We start from the raw sequence: 24,646 nt of genomic DNA, 5'->3' as shown, positions 1-24,646 counted from the left end.
CCGCATCCGCCTTCCCCGCAGTGGTCGCTGGCCGTCCATGGTCAGAACTCCCCGTTGAACCAGGTCTTGAGCTTCTTCAGCACGCTGCCGGCGCGGCCGGTCGGCAACACCGGGCGGCGCGGGTGCTCGATCTGGCTGCCCATCAGCAGCAGGCCCACGCCGGTGGCGTGGACCGGGTTGTTCACCACTTCGCCCAGGCCGGTGACGTGCTGGGGAATGCCCACGCGCACCGGCATCTGCAGCATTTCCTCGGCCAGCTCGACCACGCCTTCCATCTTCGCGGCGCCGCCGGTGAGCACCATGCCGGCGCGCACGTGCTGCTCGAAGCCCGAGCGGCGCAGTTCGGCCTGCACCATCTCGAAGATCTCCTCGTAGCGGGCCTGCACGGCCTGGGCCAGCGACTGGCGCGGCAGGCGGCGCGGCGGGCGGTCGCCGACGCTGGGCACCTGGATCGATTCCTCGCTGGTCGCCAGCTGGGCCAGGGCGCAGGCGTAGCGGACCTTGATCTGCTCGGCTTCCGGCGTGGGCGTGCGCAGCATGTGCGCGATGTCCTCGGTGACCTTGTCGCCGGCGATCGGCAGGCTGGACGTGTGGCAGATCGCGCCATGCACGTAGACGGCCAGGTCGGTGGTACCGGCGCCGATGTCGACCATCACCACGCCCAGCTCGCGTTCGTCGCTGGTCAGCACCGCGGTGCTGGACGCCAGCGACGACAGCACCAGGTCGTCGATCTGCAGGTCGCAGCGCTGCACGCACTTGGAGATGTTGGCCGCGGCCGACTGCGCGCAGACCACCAGGTGCGCGTGCACCTCCAGGCGCACGCCGGTCATGCCGACGGGGTTGCGGATGCCTTCCTGGGAATCGTCGAGCACATACTCGCGCGGGATGGCGTGCAGGATCTTCTGGTCGGCCGGAATCGCCACCGCCTTGGCGGCGTCGAGCACGCGGTCGAGGTCGCTCCAGGTGACCTCGCCATCGCGGATCGGGACGATGCCCGGCGAGTTCTTGCACTGCACGTGGCTGCCAGAGATCGAGGCGTAGACCGAGCGGATGTCGCAGCCGGCCATCAGCTCGGCCTCTTCGATCGCGCGCTGGATCGACTGCACGGTCGATTCGATATCCACGACCACGCCGCGCTTGAGGCCGCGCGATTCGTGGCTGCCGATGCCGATCACCTCGATGGGGTTGCCCGGCGAGTACTCGCCCACCAGGGCCACCACCTTGGAGGTGCCGATGTCGAGACCGACGATCAGGGCCTTGTCGCCTTTGCGGTTCATGCGTTGCTTTCCTCGGCCCAGGTCAGGGCGAAGCCGTTCGTGTATCGGAGGTCCGCGCGCGCCAGCGGCAGCTGCTTCTGCTGCAGCAGCTGCGGCAGCAGGCGGGCGAAGCGGGCCATGCGGATGCGTGCCTGGTGGCTGCCCACGACCACCTCGGTGCCGTTGGACAGGACCATGGCCCAACTGCCGCGGCTGTCGAGCAGGAGGGCGCGGACGGTGTAGCCGGTGGGCGCGAACAGCTCGCGCGCCTCGCCGTAGAGTTCGACGACATCCTCGACCCGGCCGTCGGGACCGTGCAGCAGCGGCAGGCCCTGCGGCACGTCGATGCCTTCGGCCGGGAACACGCGGCCCTGCAGCGACAGCAGGCGCTCGTCGCCCCAGCGCGCGAAGGGGCGGTGCTCGCTGACGCGCACTTCCAGCACGTCGGGCCAGCGCTTGGACACGTCGGCCTGCTCCACCCAGGGCAGCACGGCGACGGCCTCGCGGGCGTCGTCCAGGCGCACGGCGAAGAAGCCCTGCTGCGCGTGGGGCAGCACCGCCTCGCGCACGGCCGCGGGATCGACCTGCTGCAGGTCGTCGTTGATGCGCAGGGTGCGCAGCGGCCAGCGCTCGGCGCCGATCCAGCCCTTCATGACCGCGACCACCGGCAGCGCGACCAGGGCCACGGCCAGCGTCCAGGCAAGGATGCGGGCAAGCGCGCTCACAGCGTCTGCTCCAGCACGCGCCAGCACAGTTCGGCGTAGTCGCAGCCCAGCTGCGAGGCCGCCTTGGGCACCAGCGAGTGGCTGGTCATGCCCGGCGCGGTGTTCACTTCGATCAGCTGCAGGCCGCGCTCGCGATCGCGCATCACGTCGACGCGGCCCCAGCCGCTGCAGGCGGCGGCGCGGAAGGCGCGCAGGGCGAGGTCGCGGATCGCGGACTCGTCGTCGCCCTCGAGGCCCGGACACAGGTACTGCGTGTCTTCGGCAACGTACTTGGCGTGGTAGTCGTACCACTCGCCCGCCGGCACGATGCGGATCGACGGCAGGGCGACGTCGCCCAGCACGCCGACGGTGAGTTCGTCGCCGCGAACCATCTGCTCCATCAGCAGTTCGCCGTCGTAGCCGGCGGCGAACTCGATGGCCGGTGCCAGGTCGGCTTCGGCCAGCACGCGGAACACGCCGACGCTGGAGCCTTCGCTGGAAGGTTTCACGAACACCGGGTAGCCCAGGCGCTGCGCGGCGGCGCGCAGGTCGGAGCCCTTGGCCAGGCGCTCGTAGCGCGGCGTCGGCAGGCCTTCGGACAGCCAGACCTGCTTGGTGCGGATCTTGTCCAGGGTCAGCGCGCTGCCAAGCACGCCGGAGCCGGTGTAGGGCACGCGCAGCGCGTCGAGCAGGCCCTGCAGCACGCCGTTCTCGCCGGGGCCACCGTGCAGGATGTTGAACACGCGGTCGAAGCGGCCGTCGCGCAGCGCGTCCAGCAGCGCCGGCACGCCGTCCACCGCGGTGACATCGACGCCGCGAGAGCGCAGGGCCTCGAGCACGCCGGCGCCCGAGTCCAGGGATACCTCGCGCTCGCTGGTGTCGCCACCGAGCAGCACGGCCACGCGGCCGAAGGCGGCGGGATCGGTCACGCGCAGCGGGGGCAGGCGGCTGCTCAAGCGGCGCCCTCCCCTGCCTGCGGGAAGCCTTCGGCCATCAGCTGCTGCGGCACCTGGCCGATGTCGCCGGCGCCCATCACCAGCAGCAGGTCACCGTCCTCGAGGATGTCGGGCAGCACCCCGCGCAGCTCGCCCGGTGCGTTGACCACCACCGGATCGATGCGGCCACGGGCGCGGATCGCACGCGCCAGCGCGCGCGCGTCGGCGTTGGCCAGCGGCTGCTCGCCGGCGGCGTAGACCTCGGTCAGCACCAGCGCATCGACGTCGGACAGTACGCCGGCGAAGTCGTCGAGCAGGTCGCGGGTGCGGCTGTAGCGATGCGGCTGGAACGCCACCACCAGGCGGCGATCGGGCCAGCCGCCGCGGGCGGCCTCGAACACCGCGGCCAGCTCGCGCGGGTGATGGCCGTAGTCGTCGACCAGCTGCACGGTGGCGCCGCGCGCGGTGGAGAGTTCGGCCAGGCGGTTGAAGCGGCGACCGATGCCTTCGAACTTCGCCAGCGCGCTGCGGATGGCTTCGGGCTGCACGCCCAGCTGCCACGCGACCGCGGCGGCGGCCAGCGCGTTCTGCACGTTGTGGCGACCCGGCAGCGCCAGCTCCATCGGCGTCGCCGAGGCATCGGGCAGGACCAGGTCGAAGTGCATGGTCGGCCCGGCCTGGCGCACGTTCTCGGCGCGCACGTCGGCGTCGGCGTGGAAGCCGTAAGTCATCACGTGGCGCGAAACCGCGCCCGCCAGCGCTTCGACCTCGGGGTCATCGATGCACAGCACCGCCAGGCCGTAGAAGGGCAGCCGGTGCAGGAACTCGGAGAAGGCCTGCTGCACGCGCGCGAAGTCGCCGCCGTAGTTCTCCAGGTGGTCGACGTCGATGTTGGTGACGATGGCCACCAGCGGGTTCAGGCGCAGGAAGCTGCCGTCGCTCTCGTCGGCCTCGGCCACCAGCCAGTCGCCGCCGCCCAGGCGCGCGTTGGCGCCGGCGGCCAGCAGCTTGCCGCCGATGACGAAGGTCGGATCAAGGCCACCTTCGGCCAGCACGCTGGCCAGCAGCGAGGTGGTGGTGGTCTTGCCATGGGTGCCGGCCACGGCCACGCCGCGGCGGAAGCGCATCAGCTCGGCCAGCATCTCCGCGCGCGGCACCACCGGGATGCGCTGGGCGCGGGCCTCCATCAGTTCCGGGTTGTCGGCCTTGATGGCGCTGGAGATCACCACGCAGTCGGTGCCGAGCACGTTGGCCGCGGCGTGGCCGCGGTGCACGGTGGCGCCGAGGCTGGCCAGGCGACGGGTGACCGCGCTGTCGGCGGTGTCGGAGCCGGAGACCTGGTAGCCCAGCGTGCACAGCACTTCGGCGATGCCGCTCATGCCGGTGCCGCCGATGCCGATGAAGTGCACGCGCGAGTGCCGCCGCGCGAAGTCGGCCATCGGCACGCCGTGGGTGTCGTGGAGGCGGCGGATCATGCCTGCACCCCCGGGTTGAGCCTGGGCTCGATGCGCTGGCGCAGGCGGCTGGTGCCGCGCGCGGCCAGCGAGGGCACCGGCTGCGCGGTGGCCGGCATCGGCGCCGGCGGCGCCGCGGGCGAAGCCGCTTCCCCGCGCAGGCGCGCGACCTGGCGCTGGGTGCGGTCGAGTTCGTAGGACACCCGCAGCAGCAGGCCGACCGCGACGCAGGTCATCATCACGCTGGAGCCACCCGAGGACACCAGCGGCAGGGTCAGGCCCTTGGTCGGCAGCAGGCCGAGGTTCACGCCGATCGACACCAGCGCCTGCAGGCTCAGCCACAGCGCGATGCCGAAGGCGATGTAGCCGGCGAAGTGGCGGCGCGTCTCCACGCAGCGCAGGCCGACCAGGAAGGCGCGGCCGACCAGCAGCGCGTACAGGCCGACCACCAGGCAGAAGCCGACGAAGCCCAGTTCCTCGGCGATCACCGCGAGGATGAAGTCGGTGTGCGCTTCGGGCAGGTAGTTGAGCTTCTGGATCGAAGCCCCCAGGCCCACGCCCCAGAACTCGCCGCGACCCACCGCCATCAGCGCATTGGCCAGCTGGTAGCCGCTGTTGAAGGGATCGGCGAAGGGATCCATGAACGAGGTCAGGCGGCGCATGCGGTAGGGCTCGGCGATCGCCACGATCGCCAGCACCGGCAGCAGCACCAGCACCGGCGCGGCCATGCGCGGCAGGTGCACGCCGCCGAGCACCAGCATGCCGGCGGTGATCGCCAGGAGCAGCGCCAGCGAGCCGAAGTCGGGCTGCAGCGCGAGCATCGCCATCAGCACGACGGCTACGCCGATGGGCTTGAGCATTGCGCCCCAGGTGGCGTTGACCTCGTCGCGGAAGCGCACCAGGTAGCTGGCCAGCCAGACGATGTACATCACCTTCACCGCCTCGACCGCCTGGAACTTCGACACACCGAGATTGATCCAGCGCTGCGCGCCGTTGACGCTGCTGCCGACGCCGGGAATGAACACCACCGCCAGCGCGACGAAGCAGCCGACCAGCAGCAGGCGGTCGAAGCGCTCGATGGTCTTGAGCTCGGTACGCATCGCCCAGAACGCAAGCGCGGCGCCCAGGCCCATGAACACGACGTGGCGGCTGAGGAAGTAGTAGGGGCCGACGCCCAGCTCCTCGCCGATCGCGATCGAGCTGGAGCCGACCATCACGATGCCGAGTGCGGCCAGCGCCAGCGCGGCGCCGAGCATCCACGGGTCGTAGTGGCCGCCGATGGACTCGAGGCGGACGGCCTGGCTGCTGCGGTCGTGGGTCCTGTCCATCAGCGCACCTTCAACGTGGCCAGGCCGACCAGGACCAGGATCACCGAGATGATCCAGAAGCGCACGATCACCCGCGGCTCCGGCCAGCCCTTGAGCTCGAAGTGGTGGTGGATCGGCGCCATGCGGAACACGCGCTTGCCGGTGAGCTTGAAGCTCGCCACCTGGATCATCACCGACAGCGTTTCGATGACGAAGATGCCGCCCATCACCACCAGCACCAGTTCCTGGCGCACGATCACGGCGATGGTGCCGAGCACCGCGCCCAGCGCCAGCGCGCCGATGTCGCCCATGAACACCATCGCCGGATAGGTGTTGAACCAGAGGAAGCCCAGCCCCGCGCCCGCGATCGCGGCGCAGATGATCACCAGCTCGCCGGCGCCGGGCACGCGCGGGATCTGCAGGTACTCGGCGAACTGCGCATGCCCCGACGCATAGGCGAACACGCCCAGCGCGCAGGCCACCAGCACCGTGGGCATGATCGCCAGGCCGTCGAGGCCGTCGGTCAGGTTCACCGCGTTGGAGAAGCCGACGATCCAGAAGTAGGCGATGGCGACGAAGGACACGCCCGCCAGCGGCAGGGCCACGGCCTTGAAGAACGGAATGTAGAAGGTGGTCGCCACCGGCGTGTCGGCGCTGAACCACAGGAACAGACCGACCGCGAGCCCGAACAGCGACTGCAGCGCGTACTTGGTGCGCGAGCGCATGCCGTTGGGGTCGCGCTTGACGATCTTGATCCAGTCGTCCCACCAGCCGATGGCGCCGAAGGCCACCATCACCGCCAGCACCACCCACACATACTTGTTGCGCAGGTCGCCCCAGAGCAGGACCGCGGCCAGCACCGTGATCAGGATCAGGCCGCCGCCCATGGTCGGGGTGCCGGCCTTGGAGAAATGCGTCTGCGGGCCGTCCTGGCGGATCGGCTGGCCGCCCTTGTACTGGGCGAGCTTGCGGATCACCGCCGGGCCCCACCACAGCGACAGGAACAGCGAGGTCAGCGCGGCGAGGATGCCGCGGAAGGTCAGGTAGCCGAACAGGCCGAACAGGCCTTCGAGCTGCTGCAGCCAGCGCGTGAGTTCAAGCAGCATCGGTATCGACTCCTTCAAGCAGCGCGCGGACCACGCGATCCATCGCGCTGCCGCGCGAACCCTTCACCAGAATCGTCGGCGCCGCGCCCGCGGAGCCGGCCAGCGCGGCGACCACGGCCGCTGCCAGCGCCTCGTGCGACGCGAACACCTCCCCACCCTCGCCGAACGCCCCGGCCGCCTGCGCCGCGAGACCACCCAGCGCGAACAGCCGCGCCACGCCCGCCTCGCGCGCGCGCCGGCCCGCGGCTTCGTGCAGCGCCACGGCGTCGTCGCCCAGCTCGCGCATGTCGCCCAGCACCAGCCAGCCACCGCCACTGGCGGTGGCCAGGGTGTCGATGGCCGCGGCCAGCGAGCCGGGGTTGGCGTTGTAGCTGTCGTCCACCAGCCAGGCCCCGCCAGACAGCCGGCGGCGGACCAGGCGGCCATCGACCGGGCGCGCACCGGCCAGGCCTTCCGCGACCGCGGCCAGCGGCGCACCGCAGGCCAGCGCCAGCGCGGCGGCGGCCATGGCGTTGGCGACGTTGTGGCGGCCCGGCAGCTGCAGCGACACCGCGGCCTCGCCCTCGGGCGTGGCCAGCACGAAGTCGCTGCCGTCCTCGCGCGGCACGATGTCCCGGGCGCGCACGTCGGCGCGGGCACCGAAGCCGAAACGCAGGATGCGCCGGCCGTGCGCACGCTCGGCGAAGAAGGATTCGAAGGCGTCGTCGGCGTTGATCACCGCGGTGCCGTCGGCCGGCAGCGCGTCGTAGATCGCGGCCTTGGTGTCGGCAACGTTCGCCAGGCTACCCATCCGCTCCAGGTGGGCGGGCGCGATGTTGTTGACCAGGGCCACGCGCGGGCGCGCGATGGCGGCCAGGTAGGCGATGTCGCCGGGCTTGCCGGCGCCCATCTCGTACACGGCGAAGCGGGCCTCGTCGTCGGCGTCGATGATCGCCATGGGCAGGCCGATCTCGTTGTTGTGGTTGCCGGGGCTGGCGATGGTGGGGCCGACGCGGCCGAGGATGGCCAGGGCCAGTTCCTTGACGCTGGTCTTGCCGTTGCTGCCGGTGATGGCGACCACGTCCTGCCCCGTGCGCGCGGACTGCAGCGCCTGCGCCAGCGAGGCCAGGGCCTCGACCGTGTCGCCGACCACGACCTGCGGCAGCGGCGCATCCACGGCGCGCGACACCAAGGCCGCGGCGGCGCCGGCGGCCGCGGCCGCGGCGACGTGCGCGTGGCCGTCGAAATTCTCGCCCGCGATCGCCACGAACAGCGGCGAACCGCCCGGCGACAGCGTGCGGCTGTCGCTGACGATCGCATCGACCGGAAGGTCTTCGCCCTGCAGGCGGCCGTTGCAGGCTCGGGCGACGGCGGACAGCAGCATCGGCTTCATGCGCGTGCTCCCGGAACCCGGCGGCCGGTACCGCGCGCCTCAAGGGCGCGTTGCGCCACGTCGCAGTCGTCGAAGGGATGGCGCACGCCGTCGATCTCCTGATAGGGCTCGTGGCCCTTGCCGGCAACCAGCACGATGTCGCCCGGGCCGGCGATGCCCACGGCGCGCTCGATGGCAGCGGCGCGATCGCGCTCGACCGTGACCGCTGCGGCGTCGCGGAAGCCGGCCAGGATGTCGGCGACGATGGCGTCGCCGTCCTCGCCGCGCGGGTTGTCGTCGGTGACCACCACGACGTCGGCGCCCTGCTCCGCCGCGGCCGCCATCTGCGGGCGCTTGCCGCGGTCGCGCTCGCCGCCGCAGCCGAAGACGCAGGTGATGCGGCCCTCGGCGTGGGCGCGGACGCTGCCCAGGGCCTGCTCCAGGGCATCGGGCGTGTGTGCATAGTCGACCACCACCAGCGGCAGGCCGTCGTGGCCGCCGAGGCGGTTCATGCGCCCGGCGATGGGCTCGAGCTGGCCGAGGACACGGGCGATTTCCGCCGCCGGCACGTCCTGCGCATGCAGCACGCCAGCCACCGCCAGCAGGTTCTCGACGTTGAAGCGCCCCAGCAACGGCGAGCGCACGGCGTGGACTTCTTCGCCGACGCGCAGCTCGAAGCCGATGCCGGCGGCGTCAAGCACGATGCCCGAAGCCGCTACGGTGGCGGTGCCGTCGTCGCGCGCACTGGTGCCGATGCGGCGCAAGCCATCGGGCAGGCGCGCGAACAGCTCGCGGCCGAAGCCGTCATCGAGGTTGACCACCGCCGATTCCAGTCCGGGCGTCGCGAACAGGCGCGCCTTGGCGGCACCGTAGGTGGTCATGTCGCCGTGGTAGTCGAGGTGGTCGCGGGTGAGGTTGGTGAACACGCCGACCTGGAAGTGGACCGCGTCCACGCGGCCCTGATCGAGCGCGTGCGAGCTGGTCTCCATCGCCACCGCGTCCGCGCCGGCATCGCGCAGGCCGGCCAGCAGCTCGTGCACCTGCAGCACCAGCGGGGTGGTGAAGCCGGTCGGACGCACTTCGCCATGAAGGCCGGCGCCGAGCGTGCCGATGGTCGCCGCGCGCCGGCCCAGGCGTTCCCAGGCCTGGGCCAGCAGCTGCACGGTCGATGTCTTGCCGTTGGTGCCGGTGACCGCGACCGTGGCCATCGCCGCCGAGGGGCGGCCGTGGAATTCGTCGGCCATCGCGCCCATGCGCGCGCGCAGGCCAGGCACCGCGATCGCGCCCTCGGGCGGCGCCGGCACATCGGCCGGCACCGGCGGCTCGTACATCACCGCCGCCGCGCCGTCGGCCAGGGCCTGCGCGGCGAAGTGCAGGCCATGGGTGCCGAAGCCACCGATGGCGACGAAGCCGTCGCCGGGGCGCACGGCGCGGCTGTCCAGGACCAGGCCGGAGATTTCCAGCGCGTCCGGCACGCCGGCCACGCCGGGCAGGAGTTCGCGCAGGGCCATGCGGCGGCTCATTGCCGATCCCCCGCAGTGGAAGCGGCGGGCGCCGCGGCGGTGGCGCGCGGCGCATTGCGCGCGCGCTCCTTCGCCTGCTCCTTCGCCTGCGCGGCCAGCCAGGTCTCGATGTCGTCCGGCGGCACGTCCATCAGGCGCAGCGCGCCGTCCATGACCTGCTGGAACACCGGCGCCGAGACCAGACCGCCGTAGTAGCCCTTGGCCGGGTCCGGATCGTCGATCACCACCGCCATCGCGAAGCGCGGGTTCTCCACCGGCACCACGCCGGCGAAGAAGGAGACATAGCGGCGCGAATAGCCGCCGCCCGAGGCCTTGCGCGCGGTGCCGGTCTTGCCGGCCACGTGGTAGCCGGGGATCGCGGCCTGGGTCGCCGTGCCACCGGGCTCGGTGACCGTCTGCATCATCCGCAGCACCGCGTCGGCCACTTGCGGCGACACCACCTGCTCGGACTTGCCCTGCTGGCCCTTGACCAGGGTCGGCTGCACCGCGCGGCCGTGGTTGGCCAGGGTGGCGTAGGCATGCGCGATCTGCAGCGGCGTGGCCGACAGGCCGTAGCCGTAGCTCATGGTCTGCTTGCTGGTGCCGCTCCAGCGCGACGGCGGCGGCAGCAGGCCCGAGGCTTCGCCCGGGAAGCCGCTGCCGGTGCTGCGGCCATATCCCATCTTCGACAGGAAGTTGTGGAAATAGGCGTTGTCCAGCTTGTGCACGATCTTCGCGCTGCCGACGTTCGAGCTCTTGGTGATCACGCCGGTGACGGTCAGCGCGCCGTAGTTGCGGAAGTCCGAAGTGCGGTAGCGACCGTTGGGCATCCAGCCGGGGCTGGTGTCGATGACGGTCTGCGGGGTGATCACGCCGGCTTCCATCGCCGCGGCCACGGTCACCGGCTTCATCGTCGAGCCCGGCTCGATCAGGTCGGTGACCGCGCGGTTGCGGCGCGCGTCGCGGTGCTCGCCGGTGACCGCGTTCGGGTTGAACGTGGGCAGGTTGGCCATGGCGAGGATCTCGCCGGTGGCGACGTCGATCACCACCGCCGAACCTGCGACCGCACCGGTGCGATCCAGGGTCGCCCGCAGCTCGCGGTGGGTCAGGTACTGGATGCGGCGGTCAATGCTGAGCGTGAGGTCCTTGCCCGGCTGCGCGGCGCGCACCAGATCGACGTTCTCGACGATGCGGCCGCGGCGGTCGCGGATCACCTTCTGCGCGCCGGGCGTGCCGCGCAGCCATTCGTCGAAGGCGAGCTCCACGCCCTCCTGGCCGGCGTCGTCGATGTTGGTGAAGCCCAGCACGTGCGCCAGCGCCTCGCCCTGCGGATAGAAGCGGCGGAACTCGCGCTGCGAGAACACGCCCGGGATCTTGCGGGCGAGGATGGCCTCCGCCTCGTTGGGGTTGATGCGGCGCTTGAGGAATACGAATTCCTTGTCGGCGCGCTGCGCCACCCGGCGCTCGAGGTGGTCGAGCGGCACGCCCAGCGCCTCGGCCAGCTCCGGCAGGCGGTCGGGATGCTTGAGCATCTCCTGCGGATTGCCCCAGACGCTGTCCACCGGCGAGGACACCGCCAGCGGCTCGCCGTTGCGGTCGGTGATCATGCCGCGCGAGGTCGGGATCGGGATCTCGCGCAGGAAGCGGGCGTCGGCCTTCTGCTGGTAGTAGGCGTTGTCGACCAGCTGCAGGTCGACCGCGCGCGCCACCAGCGCCAGGCCGCACAGGCCCAGGCCGCCGACGACCAGCTTCAGCCGCCCGCGCAGGTCGAACTGCGCGCGGCCACGGGGGCGGACGGTGCCGTTGCGGTCGCGACGGAACTTCATGGCTGCACCACCACGATTTCCCCGGCTTCGGGGAACTTCATGCCCAGGCGGGTGCGCGCGACCTGGTCGACGCGGTGGGCCTCGGCCCAGGTGGCCTGCTCCAGCTGCAGGCGGCCGAAGTCGATGTTGAGCTCGTCGCGCTCGTTCACCAGCCGGGTCAGCTCGACGAACAGCTGGCGGTGCTGGTGGCGCGCGTGCACCACGCCGATCGCGGCGACCACGTTCGCCGCCAGCAGCACGATGACGAGGAAGCGGGTCATGCCGCCGCCTCCAGCTTCTCGGCCACGCGCAGCACCGCGCTGCGCGCGCGCGGGTTGCCGGCCAGCTCGTCGGCTTCGGCCTTCTGCGCTCCACCGACGGCACGCAGGGTCGGCACGAAGCCGGTGGCCTCGGGCAGGCGGCGGTTGCCGGCGGGCGCCTTCGAATGGGTGGCGATGAAGCGCTTGGCGATGCGGTCTTCCAGCGAATGGAAGCTGATCACGGCCAGGCGACCGCCCGGGCGCAGCGCCGCGTGCGCGGCCTCGAGGCCCGCCTCCAGGTCCGCGAGTTCGCGGTTGACGTGGATGCGGATGGCCTGGAACGAGCGCGTGGCGGGGTGGATCTCGTGACGGCCGGCCTTCGGCCTGGGCATCACCGAGGCGATCAGCGCGGCGAGTTCGGCGGTGCGGGTGATCGGCGCCTCCGCACGGCGCTCGACGATGGCGCGCGCGATGCGGCGGCTCATGCGCTCCTCGCCGTAGGTCCAGAGCACGTCGGCGATCTCGTCGGCGGACGCGCGCGCGAGCCACTGCGCGGCGCTCTCGCCGGCGTCGGGATCCATGCGCATGTCCAACGGGCCGTCCTTGCCGAAGCTGAAGCCGCGCTCGGCGACGTCAAGCTGGGGCGAGGACACGCCCAGGTCGAACAGCACGCCGTCGAGGCCGGCGGCGGTGGCGTCCCAGCGGGCAAGGTCGGCGAAGCTGCCGCGGCGGATCGAGACGCGCGGATCCGCGCCGAACGACTGTTCGGCCACCGTGATCGCGTCGGGGTCCTTGTCCATCAGCAGCAGCCGGCCTCCACTTCCCAGCGCCTGCAGCACGCCGCGGGCATGGCCGCCGCGGCCGAAGGTGCCATCCAGGTACGTTCCGTCCTCACGCACGCGCAGCCCTTCCATGACCTGCTTGAACAAGACCGGAAGGTGCGCGGAGCGGGCATCCGCGGCACCGCCGGTCACAGCTGCAGCCCGACCAGGTCGTCGCCGAAATCGTCGTCGCCCAACGGCGTCTCGATCTGCGTGCGGTGCGCCTGCTCGCTCCAGAGTTCGAATTTGTCGCCCATGCCCAGCAGCACGGCCTTCTTCTCGATGCCGATGGCGTTGCGGTGGCTGGCCGGGATCGAGATCCGGCCATTGCCGTCGGGCTCGACGATCGCCGCCGCGCCCACCAGCTTCAGCTGCAGGCGGCGGTTGGCTTCCTTGAGCCGGGGCAGCGCGTTGACGCCGTCGCGCACCTTTTCCCAGGCGGCATACGGATAGATGTAGAGCGAGCCCTTCTCGAAGGGGTTGTAGGTGATGACCAGGCGGTTGCCGCACTCGGACGCAACGATCTCCCGGTAGCCGGTCGGAATCGCCAGCCGTCCCTTGTCGTCGATCGTGATGGCGGTCTCGCCCTGGAACACTTTGCCCTGCCCACTCCATACCCGTCTGCGGCGGGTTTCGTGCCTCGGAAAACCACAATATTCCATGGCTTCCCACGCAACGCCACCTTAGGAGTGGCCCGGACCCTTGTCAACAGGTTCCGGAAGGAATTTTCATCAGGCGGGTCAATGACTTGCGCGATACTTGAGAGACTTGTTCAAGGTTTATCCACAAGCCACTGTTTAGTCTCAAATTCTGAGAAACGTGACTTTCTTCACATGGTTTTTACAAGCCCGGAAGCGCCGCCCGGAGGCAGCGGCCTTGTCCGCATTCAGGGAAGGAGCCGGCCACTCGACGGGGGCGAGGGCCGGGACCGGAAAGAAGAAAGTGGCGGAGCCGGCCGATAAGCCGGGTTCTGTCTGGGACAGTCATTCCTCTAGGCGCATCGTCGCCGATACGCTCAAGCAGCCTACCCGGAGGCACCGCGGGCCGCGGCATTGCCTCCCTATTTGGCCTTGCTCCCGGTGGGGTTTGCCGTGCCGGTCCGTTGCCGGACTCGCGGTGCGCTCTTACCGCACCGTTTCACCCTTGCCACGCATCCTGCCTCCGCCTTCGGCGGTGCGGTGGCACTTGGCCGGACTTGCGTCCGGCAGTGCCCCCGCAGCGGCAGGACCGTTCGGCGGTCTGCTCTCTGTTGCACTTTCCGTCGGCTCGCGCCGCCCAGGCGTTACCTGGCACCGTGCCCTGTGGAGCCCGGACTTTCCTCGGCACTCCGGAGAGTGACGCGACTGCCTGACCGACTCCGCCACGAACATTGTCGCACGCCGCAAGCCCCTTCCCCGACCTGCGGGGAAGCGTCCGCTTGGGATCAGCCGCCGTACAGGGCCTTGCGGGGGGCGCCGGTGATTTCAGCGGCGAGCTTTGCGGCGACCGATGGCTTCAGCTCCGCGGCCAATAGCGCGTAGACGCGGCGGCCTTCGGCGATCCTTGCATCGGCGTCCTCGCCGGCACCCTGCACCAGCAGGACGAACTCGCCCTTGCGCTGGTTCGGATCAGCTTCGACCCGCGCCTGCAGCGCGGCGAGGTCGCCGTCGAGCACCGTTTCGAACAGCTTGGTCAGCTCGCGCGCCAGCACTGCGGGGCGATCACCGCCGAAGGCCTCGACGCAGTCGGCCAGGGTGTCGCCGATGCGGTGCGAAGACTCGTAGAACACCAGCGTCCGCGCCTCGCCGGCCAGCGCGACCAGGCGCTCGCGGCGCGCGCCCGCCTTGGCCGGCAGGAAGCCCTCGAAGGCGAAGCGGTCGCTGGGCAGGCCGGCCACGCTCAGGGCGGCGATGATCGCGCTCGGGCCCGGCACGGGGCTGACCCGGATGCCGGCCTCGCGCGCGGCGCGCACGAGCCGGTAGCCGGGGTCGCTGACCAGCGGCGTGCCGGCGTCCGACACCAGGGCCAGCGAATCGCCTGCGGCCAGGCGCGCCACCAGCTTCTCCGCGACATCCGCCTCGTTGTGCTCGTGCAGCGCCAGCAGCGGCTTCTCGATGCCGAAGTGCGCCAGCAGCTGGCGGGTATGGCGGGTGTCCTCGGCGCAGACGGCGGCCACCGCGCGCAGCGTCTCCAGCGCGCGCGGCGACAGGTCGGCGAGGTTGCCGATCGGCGTGGCGACGACGTGGAGGGTTCCGGCGGCGGTCTGCATCGTGTCCTTGCGGGGGTGACGGTAGAATCCGGGCATTCTCGCAGCCGGAACGCCTCGATGCGCCATCCCTGGAAGCAGGCCCTCGCCGCCACCCTCCTCGCCCTGGCCATCGCTGGCTGTTCGACGGTGCAGGTCACCCGTCCTGCCGAAGCCCCGGCCGACGCGCCGGACACGGTGTCCACCGCCCATTGGCAGTTCGATGCCGGCAACCGCCCGCCCGCCGAGCGCGACGGCTACCGTCCCCCGCGCAAGCTGGCGGTGCTGCTGCCGCTGACCGGCAGCCTGGCCACGGCCGCGGGCCCGGTCCGCGACGGCCTGCTGGCCGGCTACTACGGCGAACAGCGCCGCCGCCCGGACCTCGAGTTCTACGACACCCAGGGCACCGCCTACGGCGCCGTAGCCGCCTACCAGCGCGCCGTCGCCGAGGGCGCCGACCAGGTGGTCGGGCCGCTGGGCCGCGACGAGGTCGATGCGGTGTTCGCGCAGACCTCGGCCACGGTGCCGGTGCTGGCGCTCAACCGCGCCGGCGCACCGCCGGCCAACAGCGCCAGCTACGCGCTGGCCCCCGAGGACGAGGGCAAGGCCGCGGCCGATTTCCTGGCCTCGCGCAACGCGCTGCGCGTGCTGGTGCTCAGCTCCGGCGACGACAACGCGCGCCGCAGCATCGACGCGCTCCGCACCCGCCTTGAGGAACGCGGCGGCGGCGTGGCCCAGCTGCTGGCGGTGGTCGGCGACACCCCGCCCGACCTGATCGGCCCGATGCAGGCCGCGATCCAGGCCGAAGGCGGCGTGGATGCGGTGTTCATCGCGCTGCGCGGCCCGCAGGCACGGCTGGCCGCCGCCCAGATCTCCGCCGCCGGCCTCGCGGGCCGACCGCGCGTGGCGACTTCGCAGCTGCTTTCGGGCACCGGCAAGCCCCAGGAAGACGCCGCGCTCGACGGCATCGCCTTCCCCAGCGACGCCTGGAGCGTGTCCGGCGTACGCGGCCTGCCGTCGGCGCAGAGCCTGGCCTCGTCGCTGCCCACCGCGCGTGGTCCGGCCGCACGCCTGTTCGCCTTCGGCTACGACGCCTGGCTGCTGTCGGCCTACCTGCCGCACCTCGCCACCAGCACCGAGGCCTCGGTGTCGAGCGCCAGCGGCGTGCTCAGCATGGGCGGCGACGGCCATGTCCTGCGCGTGCCCGCGTGGTCGACCTTCAGCAGCGGCCACGTGGTGCCGCTGGCCGGCGCCGGCCGTTGAGCGAAGCCCGCCGGCGAGGCGCCGGCGTCGAGGCCGCGGCGCGCACGCACCTGCTGCGCGCCGGGCTGTCGGAGATCGCGGCGAACGCCGGCTACCGGCTGGGCGAACTCGACCTGGTGATGCGCGACGGCGACACGCTGGTCTTCATCGAAGTGCGCTACCGCGCCAGCGCCGACTACGGCGGCGGTGCGGAATCGGTCGACCGCGGCAAGCGCCGACGCATCGCGCGCGCGGCGCAGCTGTTCCTGCTGCAGCATCCGGCGCTGGCCGAGGACTACTGCCGCTTCGACGTGATCGAGGCCAGCGGCGATCCGGACGCGCCGGACTTCACCTGGCACCGCGACGCGTTCCGGCTCGACGACGCCTGAGCGGCGACCCGCGGCGGCGCTGGAACCGTGCGCGAGCAGACGGGCGTCCGCGACGATGCGCCGGGTCAGGCGAAGTGTTCGTGGCCGGCGCGCGGCGGTGACCAGCACCGTCCGTCGCGGTCGAAGGCCTCGACGCCTTGCCCCGCCACCACGGTGCCGATGCGGGTGACCTCGACGCCGGTCGCGGCGGCGGTCGCCGCGGCCGCGGCCATGGCGTCCGCGCCCTCGGGCAGGGTGAAGCACAGCTCGTAGTCGTCGCCACCGGTGGCCTGCAGCGCACGCAGCGCGTCGTTGCCGAAGTGCGGCCGCAGCAGCCGGCCGCCGGGCAGCGCATCCACCTCCACGCGCGCCGCCACGCCGCTGGCGGCGCAGACGTGACCAAGGTCGGCGAGCAGGCCGTCGGAGATGTCGATGCAGGCGGTGGCGACGCCGGCCAGGGCGCGGCCGAGGGCGATCCGCGGCCGCGGCCGGTCGAGGCGCTCGCGCAGCGCCGGGTCGATCGCACCGCCGGCACGCCACTGCTCCAGCGCCCCCGCGGCACCGCCGAGCGTGCCGCTGACCCACACACCATCGCCCTCGCGCGCGCCGTCGCGGCGCAGCGCGCGACCCGGATCGACGAAGCCGTGCGCGGCCACCGACACGGCCAGCGGACCACAGGTGGTATCGCCACCCACCAGGGCCACGTCGTATTCGGCGGCCAGCGCCAGGAAGCCGTCGAGGAAGCCGTCCACCCAGGCCCGATCGCTTCGGGGCAGCGACAGCGACAGCGTGCACCACGCCGGCTCCGCGCCCATCGCCGCGAGGTCGGACAGGTTCACCGCCAGCGCCTTCCAGCCCACCCGCGCGGCGTCGGTGCCACCCGGGAAGTGCACGCCATCGTTGAGCGTGTCCATGGTCACCACCAGCTGCATGCCCGGCGGCGGCTGCAGCAGGGCGGCATCGTCGCCGATGCCGAGCACCACGTCGCCGCGCGCATGCCCGGCACGTTCGCGGATGCGGTCGATCAGCTTGAACTCGGCCATCGCGGTGGCCGCGGGCTCAGCCGCGGGAGGCCCGCACTTCGGCCGCGCGCCATTCGGCGGCGGCGTGGTCGAGCACGCCGTTGACATAGGTGTGGCCGTGCTCGGAGCCAAAGCGCTTGACCGTCTTCAGGGCCTCGTCGATCACCACCCGGTACGGCACGTCGATGCGGTGGCGCAGCTCGTAGGCGGCGATGCGCAGCATGGCGCGCTCGATCGGATCGACTTCGGAGATCTCGCGGTCGAGGAAGGGCTTGAGCGCCTCGTCGAGGTCGCGGCGGTGGGTTTCCACCCCGCGCACCAGGTCCTCGAAGTACTCGAGGTCGGCGACTTCGTGCGCCTGCTCGTGGGCGAACTGGGCGATGGCGTTGCGCGCGTCCACGCCCGAGAGTTGCATCGCGTACACCGCCTGCAGCGCCCGGCGGCGCGAGCGCGAGCGCGCCACGGTGTCGATGCCGCCGCTGCGGCCACCATTGCCACGCTGCGGCCTCACGACAGCTTCCCCAGCAGGTTGGCCATCTCGATCGCGACCAGGGCGCACTCCTCGCCCTTGTTGCCGTGGCTGCCGCCGGCGCGGTTCTCGGCGTCGACCATGTCGTCGACGGCGAGCACGCCGTTGGCCACCGGCACGCCGTGCTCGACCTGGACGCGGGCCAGGCCCTCGGCGCAGCTGTCGGCGACGTGCTCGAAGTGGCGGGTGTCACCGCGGACCACGCAGCCCAGGGCGACCACCGCCGCATGGCGGCCACCGCCGGCGATGCGCGCGGCGACCATCGGGATCTCCCAGGCACCGGGCACGCGGATGACGTCGACGGCCTCGGCGTCGACGCCATTGCCTTCGAAGGTGGCGCGCGCGGCGGCCACCAGGGCATCGACGATGCGCGGGTTCCAGCGGCTGGCGATGATCGCGAAGCGCGCGCCGGCGGGCGCGTGCAGGTCGCCTTCGTGGTGGGTCATGGCGGATTCCTTGGAGAGGCGGACATTCTAGCCCGTCCCGCCATCCCTCTTCCCCGCCTGCGGGGGACGGGGCTAGGTCTGGGCGTCGACGTATTCGACGACTTCCAGGCCGAAACCGGCCAGGCCCACCTGCTTGCGGGCAGTGCCGAGCACGCGCAGCTTGCCCAGGCCGAGGTCGGCCAGGATCTGGCTGCCGGCGCCGTTGCGGCGCCATTCGACCAGGGCGCCGCCGCGCGCGGGCGCGGCGCTGCCGGCAGCCGCGGACGCACCATCCGCAGGCGCCGCGTCGGCCGCTCGCAGGCGCTCCAGCAGGGCGTCGGGCGTCTGCCCGCCGTCGAGCAGCACCAGCGCGCCGCGGCCCTCGGCGGCGATCCGCTGCAGCACCTCGCCCACCGCCGGGCCGAAGTCCGGGCGGCACCAGCGCAGCACGTCGGCCAGCGCGTTGCGCACCTGCACGCGCACCAGCGTCGGCGTGTCCGCGTCCGGCTCGCCGCGGACCAGGGCGAAGTGCAGCGCGTGGCCAAGGCGGTCGTGGTAGGTGTGCAGGCGGAAGGGGCCGTGCTCGGTGTCGATGTCGCGGCTGTCCACGCGTTCGACCGTGTGCTCGGTCTCCAGGCGATAGCGGATCAGGGCCTCGATCGAGCCCATCTTCAGGCCGTGCTCGCGCGCGAAGACTTCAAGCTCCGCGCGCCGCGCCATGGTGCCGTCGGGATTGAGGATCTCGACCAGCACGCCGGCCGGCTCCAGCCCGGCGAGCATCGCCAGGTCGGTGGCGGCCTCGGTGTGGCCGGCGCGCGCGAGCACACCACCGGGCTGCGAGGCCAGCGGGAAGATGTGGCCGGGCTGGGCCAGGTCGGACGGCGCCGCGTTCGGCCGCACCGCGGTGCGGATGGTGTGCGCGCGGTCGTAGGCGGAGATGCCGGTGGTGACGCCCTCGGCCGCCTCGATCGAGACGGTGAAGTTGGTGTGGTGCGAGGACGTGTTCGACTGCACCATCGGCGGCAGTCCCAACTGCGCACAGCGCTCGCGCGTCAGTGACAGGCAGACCAGGCCGCGGGCGTGGGTGACCATGAAATTGATGTCGGCCGGGCGCACGAGCTCGGCGGCCATGATCAGGTCGCCCTCGTTCTCGCGGTCCTCGTCGTCGACGATGACGACCATGCGACCGGCGCGGAGCTCTTCGAGCAGTTCGGGGATGGGGGCGAAAGGCATGGACGTACGACCTGGACTGGGGCTGTGGGGGAATGCGGCGGCGCTGGACCCGCGCCCGCCTACTGCGCGGTGCGCAGACGCTCGAGGTAGCGGGCGACGAGGTCGACTTCGAGGTTGACCGGATCGCCGGCACGGGTGCTGGAGAACGCGGTGTGGGCGACCGTATGCGGCACCAGGGCCACCTCGAAGGTGGAATCGCCGCCGTCGCCATCCGCTTCATCGACGGCGTTGACCGTCAGGCTCACGCCATCGACGCAGATCGAACCCTTCTGCGCCACGTACTTCGCCAGCGCCGGCGGCATCGCGAAGCGCCAGCGCTGCGCGCGTGCGTCCTCGCGCACCTCGAGCACGCGGCCGACGCCGTCGACGTGGCCGCTGACCAGATGGCCGCCGAGGCGGTCGGTGGGCAGCATCGCGCGCTCGAGGTTGAGCGGCGCGCCCTCGCGCAGGCCGCCCAGCGTGGTCAACGCCAGGGTCTCGTTGGAGGCATCGGCCTCGAAGTGGCCGTCGTCGAAGGCGACCACGGTCAGGCAGACGCCGTTGACCGCGATGCTCTCGCCCAGCTTCGCGTCCGCGAAGGGCAGCGCGCCGACGCCGATGCGCAGGCGGGCGTCGCCGCCCCGCGCCTCCAGGCCGGCCAGGCGGCCGACGGCTTCGATGATTCCGGTGAACATGTCCCGCTCCTACCCTGCCGCGTCGTCGCCGGCGGCGACGCGCTGCGGCAGCAGGCGCAGGCGCAGGTCGTCGCCGACGCTGACGATGTCTTCGATCTTCAGCGCCATGCGCTGGCTCATGTCGTGGATGTCCAGGCCCGCGAACAGCGGCCGCGCCTGCGCGCCCAGCAGCACTGGCGCCATGTACAGCAGCACCTCGTCCACCAGCCCCGCGCGCATGAAGGCGCCGGCCAGGGTGGCACCGGCCTCGACCTGGACCTCGTTGATGCCGCGCTCGGCCAGCACCCGCAGCACGGCGTGCAGGTCGAGGGCATTGCCCTGCGCCGGGACCGCGACGCGGTCGCTGGCGAGTTCGCGCGGCGGCTTGGCGTTGCCGGCGTGCACGTACAGCGTGGGGGCATCGCCCTCGCGCACGCGGCCGCGGGCCACGGTGGCCAGGCCGGGATCGAGCACCACGCGCAGCGGCGGCACGAAGTCCGCAGGCTCGTCCAGGCGCACGGTCAGCTGGGGGTCGTCGGCCATCACCGTGCCCGAGCCGGTCAGCAGCGCGCCGCTGCGGGCGCGCCAACGCATCACGTCGCGGCGCGAGGCCTCGCCGCTGATCCACTTCGATTCGCCGCTTTCCAGCGCGGTGTGGCCGTCCAGGCTCATCGCCAGCTTCACCCGCAGCCAGGGACGCCCGCGCACCACGCGCGAGACGAAGCCGCGGTTGAGCGCCTGCGCCCGGGCTTCCATCAGCCCGTGCGAAACCTCGATGCCGGCCGCGCGCAGGCGGTCGAAGCCGTGGCCGTCGACCTGCGGGAAGGGGTCGCGCATCGCCGCGACCACGCGCGTGACGCCGGCGGCAACCAGCGCGTCCGCGCAGGGGCCGGTGCTGCCGGTGTGGGCACAGGGCTCCAGGCTGACGTAGGCGGTGGCGCCGCGCGCACGCTCTCCGGCGGCCTCGAGCGCCACGACTTCGGCGTGCGGCCCGCCCTTGCGGCGGTGCCAGCCCTCGCCCACCACCTCGCCGTCGCGCACCAGCACGCAGCCGACCATGGGGTTGGGCTTCGTGGTCCAGGCACCGCGCTCGGCCAGGCGCAGCGCACGCGCCATCATCACGTGGTCGGTCTCGCTGTAACCCTGCATCAGGTGACGTTTTCCACTCTGGAATAGACGGGATCGGCGCCAACCAGCCAGTTGGCGGCACGGTGGCGTTCGCTGGCGATGCTGGTGCAACGCTCGATCGCGGCGGCATCCGCGAGGTCGATGGGACTGCCGCCGATGGCCAGGTCGCCGCCGAGCAGCGCCGCCGCGTCGATGTCCAGGCGCGCCCAGCCGCCGTCGGCGACCACCGCGCCGAAATCCATCGGGCCCGGCCGCAACGAATACTCGCGCAGGCGCCAGTGCACCGCGAGCTGGCGCGCGAGGAAGGTGTCGATCTCGTAATCGTCGCGCAGCGTGGCCCCGTCGGCGGCGGCCAGCGCCGCGTCGTCCAGGAAGCCCAGCGGCCAGGCGGCATCGTTGGGATCGACCATGCGGTCGTGCGCCAGCAGCGGATGCAGGCCCAGGGCCCAGGCGAGCACGTAGATGCCTTCGGCGCGCCAGCTGGCGTCCACCGCGTCGGCCTCCGCCAGCGCGCCCAGCGGCGTGGCGACCAGGGCCGCCTCGGCGGGTTCGAGCACCGCCTGCAGCCCGGTCGCGCCGAGCCAGTCGATCATCCGCCGATGGCTGTCCAGGGCTGCGGCCCTGTCCGGGGCAGCCTCCTGCCCGGCACGCGCCGCCACGCAGGACAGCGCCAGCGCGCGACGCAGCACCTCGGCCGCCTTCGGTCGCGGGTAACGCCCTGGCTCGCCGTGAGCAGACACCGCGCTAGCGCTTCCGGCCCTTGCCGGAGCGCGGGTCGAAGGCGACGACATCGCCACCCAGCAGGGGCAGCTGGCCCTCGCCGGGCAGGTCCCGCTCCAGCCGGTCGAGTTCCTCGCGGAAGTCGGCCACGTCCTGGAACGAGCGGTAGACCGAGGCGAAGCGCACGTAGGCGACGTGGTCGAGCTTGCGCAACTCGGCCATCACGAATTCGCCCACGCGACGGGAATCGATCTCGCGCTCGGTGGTCATCCGCAGCTGGTGGATCACCGCGCGCACCGCCGCCTCGATCTGCTCCTCCGACACCGGGCGCTTGTGCACGGCGCGGTCGAAGCTCTGGCGCAGCTTGCGGGCGTCGAAGTGCTCGCGCCGGCCATCGGACTTGATGATCGCCGGCAGCTTGAGCTCGATCGTCTCCATCGTGGAGAAGCGCTCGCCGCAGGCCTCGCACTCGCGCCGGCGGCGGATGGTCGCGCCATCGTCGCTCACGCGCGAATCGATGACCCGGGTATCCACGTGCTGGCAGAAGGGGCAATGCATGCGGCGACGCGTCTCCTGGCGTGGGGCGGAAGCTCAACCGTAGACCGGCAGCTTCCTGCACTGGGCGGTCACCTGCTCGCGGACGCGGGCGATGACGGCCTCGTCTTCGGGACTGTCGAGCACGTCGCAGATCCAGCCGGCCAGCTCGATGCAGTCCTGCTCGGTGTAGCCGCGGGTGGTCACCGCCGGCGTACCCAGGCGCAGGCCCGAGGTCACGAAGGGCTTCTGCGGATCATTGGGCACCGCGTTCTTGTTGACCGTGATGTGGGCGCGGCCCAGCGCTTCCTCTGCGGCCTTGCCGGTGACGCCCTTGCCGATCATGTCGACCAGCATCAGGTGGTTCTTCGTGCCGCCGGAAACGATCTTGTAGCCGCGGTCGATGATGACCTTCGCCATCGCCTGCGCGTTCTTCACGACCTGCTGCTGGTAGGCCTTGAACTCCGGCTCGAGCGCTTCCTTGAAGGCCACGGCCTTGGCGGCGATCACGTGCATCAGCGGGCCGCCCTGGATGCCGGGGAAGACGACCGACTGCAGCTTCTTGGTGATGTCGTCGGCGTGCTCGCCCATGGCCGCGCGGCTGCCGACGATGATGCCGCCGCGCGGACCGCGCAGGGTCTTGTGGGTGGTGGAGGTCACGATGTGCGCGTGCGGCACCGGGTTCGGGTAGACGCCCGCGGCCACCAGGCCGGCGACGTGGGCCATGTCGACGAAGAGATACGCGCCGACCTTGTCGGCGATGGCGCGGAAGCGCGCCCAGTCGATTTCCTGCGAGTAGGCGCTGAAGCCGGCCACGACCATCTTCGGCCTGTGCTCGACCGCCAGGCGCTCGACCTCGTCGTAGTCGATCAGGCCGTTGTCGTCGACGCCGTACTGCACGGCGTTGAACAGCTTGCCGCTGGCGTTGACCTTGGCGCCGTGGGTCAGGTGGCCGCCGTGGGCCAGGCTCATGCCGAGGATGGTGTCGCCGGGCTGCAGCAGGGCGAAGTAGACGGCCTGGTTGGCCTGGGAGCCGGAATGCGGCTGGACGTTGGCGTAGTCGCCGCCGAAAAGCTGCTTCACGCGGTCGATGGCCAGCTGCTCGGCCACGTCGACGTGCTCGCAGCCTCCGTAGTAGCGCTTGCCGGGATAGCCCTCGGCGTACTTGTTGGTCAGCTGGCTGCCCTGGGCCTCCATGACCCGGGGGCTGGCGTAGTTCTCGCTGGCGATCAGCTCGACGTGGTCTTCCTGGCGGCGGGTCTCGGCGGCGATCGCCGCGGCCAGTTCGGGGTCATAACCTTCGATGCGTGCGTCGCGCGGGAACATCTTCGCTCCAGGAGGCCGGTGGGGACGGGCCATTGTAGCCCGCGCCCACCGCCGGAGCGGTCCGGGGGGGCAACGCTCAGTTGCCCCTCCGGAGGGATCCCGGGTAAAGCGCCCCGGGATCCGCCTTAACGCCCCAGGATCACGTCCGCGATGATCCCCGTGGCGATCGCCACCATCAGGAAATCACCGGCATCGCTGCGGCGCCAGTGGTAGCCGCGCGGCGGATGGCGCAGGCCGTAGTGGCCGTAGTTGTTCACGACATAGGTCGGGGCGTAGCCGGTGTGGCGGTAGTGGCGGCCGCGGGCCCACGGCGGCGGGCCGCGGTAGGCGCTGGGATGGTGGACGACGACCGGTCGCGGCACGTAGACCACGCGGGTATCGCGGCGATCATGGCGGCGATCGTGCCGATAGTCGTTCCGGTAGTCGCGGCGACGGTCGTCACGACGGCGATCATCGCGGCGATGGTCGGCGCGGCGGTCGTGGCCACGGCGCCAGTCCTGGCTGGAATGGCCACGGTCGTAGCCACGGTGCCGGTTGTCGCGCGCTTCGGCCGGGGCCGCGAAGGCGACACCAAGCGCCAGCGCAAGGGTGGCCAGTCCAAGTGTGCGGATCGGGTTCATCACGACTCTCCGGTTAAATGGGCGTGAATCGAACTATCCAACCCCCGTCCTGAACCCTGACGTTACCGGCGCACCGGGGGCGATTCCGTTCATCCTGCGGCCTGCCCCGGCCTCGCTCCGG

25 protein-coding genes and 1 other RNA gene are annotated in these 24,646 nt (G+C 71.8%); 2 read left to right on the top strand and 24 right to left on the bottom strand.

Annotation, left to right across the window (positions count from 1 at the left end):
* Positions 1–41: 41 nt before the first annotated feature.
* The 14 genes from ftsA to rsmI all read right to left on the bottom strand — a co-directional run bounded on the left by ftsA (position 42) and on the right by rsmI (position 14,749).
* The gene (gene ftsA, locus E2170_RS10340; RefSeq protein ID WP_133000571.1) at positions 42–1,277 is read right to left on the bottom strand and encodes a cell division protein FtsA; all 1,236 of its coding nucleotides are present in this window, start codon (positions 1,275–1,277) and stop codon (positions 42–44) included.
* A complete protein-coding gene (locus E2170_RS10335; protein WP_133000570.1) occupies positions 1,274–1,981 on the bottom strand; it encodes a cell division protein FtsQ/DivIB in 708 nt (235 codons plus the stop codon). Before E2170_RS10335 ends, ftsA begins: the two co-directional genes overlap by 4 nt.
* Entirely contained in the window at positions 1,978–2,916 is a 939-nt protein-coding gene (locus tag E2170_RS10330) for a D-alanine--D-alanine ligase (RefSeq protein WP_133000569.1), read from the bottom strand. The genes E2170_RS10335 and E2170_RS10330 overlap by 4 nt, the downstream gene beginning before the upstream one ends.
* Positions 2,913–4,370 carry a UDP-N-acetylmuramate--L-alanine ligase gene (gene murC, locus E2170_RS10325; RefSeq protein ID WP_133000568.1) on the bottom strand — a complete coding sequence of 486 codons (1,458 nt, stop codon included), beginning with the start codon at positions 4,368–4,370 and terminating at the stop codon, positions 2,913–2,915. The genes E2170_RS10330 and murC overlap by 4 nt, the downstream gene beginning before the upstream one ends.
* The gene (gene ftsW / locus E2170_RS10320; RefSeq protein WP_133000567.1) at positions 4,367–5,677 is read right to left on the bottom strand and encodes a putative lipid II flippase FtsW; all 1,311 of its coding nucleotides are present in this window, start codon (positions 5,675–5,677) and stop codon (positions 4,367–4,369) included. The genes murC and ftsW overlap by 4 nt, the downstream gene beginning before the upstream one ends.
* On the bottom strand, positions 5,677–6,762 hold the full coding sequence (gene mraY, locus E2170_RS10315; RefSeq protein ID WP_133000566.1) for a phospho-N-acetylmuramoyl-pentapeptide-transferase: 1,086 nt from the start codon (positions 6,760–6,762) through the stop codon (positions 5,677–5,679). Before mraY ends, ftsW begins: the two co-directional genes overlap by 1 nt.
* Positions 6,752–8,134 carry a UDP-N-acetylmuramoyl-tripeptide--D-alanyl-D-alanine ligase gene (locus E2170_RS10310; protein WP_133000565.1) on the bottom strand — a complete coding sequence of 461 codons (1,383 nt, stop codon included), beginning with the start codon at positions 8,132–8,134 and terminating at the stop codon, positions 6,752–6,754. The genes mraY and E2170_RS10310 overlap by 11 nt, the downstream gene beginning before the upstream one ends.
* The gene (locus E2170_RS10305; RefSeq protein WP_133000564.1) at positions 8,131–9,636 is read right to left on the bottom strand and encodes a UDP-N-acetylmuramoyl-L-alanyl-D-glutamate--2,6-diaminopimelate ligase; all 1,506 of its coding nucleotides are present in this window, start codon (positions 9,634–9,636) and stop codon (positions 8,131–8,133) included. Before E2170_RS10305 ends, E2170_RS10310 begins: the two co-directional genes overlap by 4 nt.
* The gene (locus E2170_RS10300; RefSeq protein WP_133000563.1) at positions 9,633–11,441 is read right to left on the bottom strand and encodes a peptidoglycan D,D-transpeptidase FtsI family protein; all 1,809 of its coding nucleotides are present in this window, start codon (positions 11,439–11,441) and stop codon (positions 9,633–9,635) included. The genes E2170_RS10305 and E2170_RS10300 overlap by 4 nt, the downstream gene beginning before the upstream one ends.
* Complete coding sequence (ftsL, locus tag E2170_RS10295; protein ID WP_133000562.1) at positions 11,438–11,701, bottom strand: cell division protein FtsL; 264 nt, start codon at positions 11,699–11,701, stop codon at positions 11,438–11,440. Before ftsL ends, E2170_RS10300 begins: the two co-directional genes overlap by 4 nt.
* Positions 11,698–12,594: a 16S rRNA (cytosine(1402)-N(4))-methyltransferase RsmH gene (gene rsmH, locus E2170_RS10290; protein ID WP_133001172.1), complete on the bottom strand. Its 897-nt coding sequence runs from the start codon at positions 12,592–12,594 to the stop codon at positions 11,698–11,700. Before rsmH ends, ftsL begins: the two co-directional genes overlap by 4 nt.
* A 56-nt stretch (positions 12,595–12,650) precedes the next feature.
* Entirely contained in the window at positions 12,651–13,097 is a 447-nt protein-coding gene (gene mraZ / locus E2170_RS10285) for a division/cell wall cluster transcriptional repressor MraZ (protein WP_133000561.1), read from the bottom strand.
* A 347-nt stretch (positions 13,098–13,444) separates the two neighbouring features.
* Positions 13,445–13,860, bottom strand: an RNA gene (gene rnpB, locus E2170_RS10280) — RNase P RNA component class A.
* Positions 13,861–13,924: 64 nt separating this feature from the next.
* Complete coding sequence (gene rsmI / locus E2170_RS10275) at positions 13,925–14,749, bottom strand: 16S rRNA (cytidine(1402)-2'-O)-methyltransferase (RefSeq protein WP_133000560.1); 825 nt, start codon at positions 14,747–14,749, stop codon at positions 13,925–13,927.
* Between the two features lie 57 nt (positions 14,750–14,806).
* On the opposite strand from rsmI, the gene E2170_RS10270 reads away from it, so the two are divergent.
* Complete coding sequence (locus tag E2170_RS10270) at positions 14,807–15,988, top strand: penicillin-binding protein activator (RefSeq protein ID WP_165942218.1); 1,182 nt, start codon at positions 14,807–14,809, stop codon at positions 15,986–15,988.
* A complete protein-coding gene (locus E2170_RS10265; protein ID WP_133000558.1) occupies positions 15,985–16,356 on the top strand; it encodes a YraN family protein in 372 nt (123 codons plus the stop codon). The genes E2170_RS10270 and E2170_RS10265 overlap by 4 nt, the downstream gene beginning before the upstream one ends.
* A 65-nt stretch (positions 16,357–16,421) precedes the next feature.
* On the opposite strand, the gene thiL is transcribed toward E2170_RS10265, so the two are convergent.
* From thiL to E2170_RS10215, 10 genes are all read right to left on the bottom strand, one after another.
* Positions 16,422–17,378 carry a thiamine-phosphate kinase gene (gene thiL, locus E2170_RS10260; protein WP_133000557.1) on the bottom strand — a complete coding sequence of 319 codons (957 nt, stop codon included), beginning with the start codon at positions 17,376–17,378 and terminating at the stop codon, positions 16,422–16,424.
* Positions 17,379–17,394: 16 nt separating this feature from the next.
* On the bottom strand, positions 17,395–17,868 hold the full coding sequence (gene nusB, locus E2170_RS10255; RefSeq protein ID WP_133000556.1) for a transcription antitermination factor NusB: 474 nt from the start codon (positions 17,866–17,868) through the stop codon (positions 17,395–17,397).
* Complete coding sequence (gene ribH, locus E2170_RS10250) at positions 17,865–18,332, bottom strand: 6,7-dimethyl-8-ribityllumazine synthase (RefSeq protein ID WP_133000555.1); 468 nt, start codon at positions 18,330–18,332, stop codon at positions 17,865–17,867. The genes nusB and ribH overlap by 4 nt, the downstream gene beginning before the upstream one ends.
* Before the next feature lie 72 nt (positions 18,333–18,404).
* The gene (ribB, locus tag E2170_RS10245) at positions 18,405–19,544 is read right to left on the bottom strand and encodes a 3,4-dihydroxy-2-butanone-4-phosphate synthase (protein WP_133000554.1); all 1,140 of its coding nucleotides are present in this window, start codon (positions 19,542–19,544) and stop codon (positions 18,405–18,407) included.
* 59 nt (positions 19,545–19,603) lie between these two features.
* Complete coding sequence (locus E2170_RS10240) at positions 19,604–20,218, bottom strand: riboflavin synthase (RefSeq protein ID WP_133000553.1); 615 nt, start codon at positions 20,216–20,218, stop codon at positions 19,604–19,606.
* Positions 20,219–20,227: 9 nt separating this feature from the next.
* Positions 20,228–21,346: a bifunctional diaminohydroxyphosphoribosylaminopyrimidine deaminase/5-amino-6-(5-phosphoribosylamino)uracil reductase RibD gene (gene ribD / locus E2170_RS10235; protein WP_133000552.1), complete on the bottom strand. Its 1,119-nt coding sequence runs from the start codon at positions 21,344–21,346 to the stop codon at positions 20,228–20,230.
* Complete coding sequence (locus E2170_RS10230) at positions 21,346–22,014, bottom strand: DUF4272 domain-containing protein (protein WP_165942217.1); 669 nt, start codon at positions 22,012–22,014, stop codon at positions 21,346–21,348. Before E2170_RS10230 ends, ribD begins: the two co-directional genes overlap by 1 nt.
* Before the next feature lie 55 nt (positions 22,015–22,069).
* Entirely contained in the window at positions 22,070–22,603 is a 534-nt protein-coding gene (gene nrdR / locus E2170_RS10225; protein ID WP_133000550.1) for a transcriptional regulator NrdR, read from the bottom strand.
* Positions 22,604–22,636: 33 nt separating this feature from the next.
* Positions 22,637–23,905 (bottom strand): serine hydroxymethyltransferase, encoded by a 1,269-nt coding sequence (gene glyA, locus E2170_RS10220; protein ID WP_133000549.1) that lies wholly within the window; start codon positions 23,903–23,905, stop codon positions 22,637–22,639.
* A 125-nt stretch (positions 23,906–24,030) separates the two neighbouring features.
* Complete coding sequence (locus tag E2170_RS10215) at positions 24,031–24,525, bottom strand: RcnB family protein (protein ID WP_133000548.1); 495 nt, start codon at positions 24,523–24,525, stop codon at positions 24,031–24,033.
* Between the last annotated feature and the right edge of the window lie 121 nt (positions 24,526–24,646).

The organism is Luteimonas arsenica (assembly GCF_004352825.1).
In the GTDB taxonomy this organism is placed as follows: Bacteria; Pseudomonadota; Gammaproteobacteria; order Xanthomonadales; family Xanthomonadaceae; genus Luteimonas; species Luteimonas arsenica.
The sequence above is the reverse complement of the archived record's forward strand: the minus strand, read 5'-3'. Positions and strand labels throughout refer to the sequence as shown.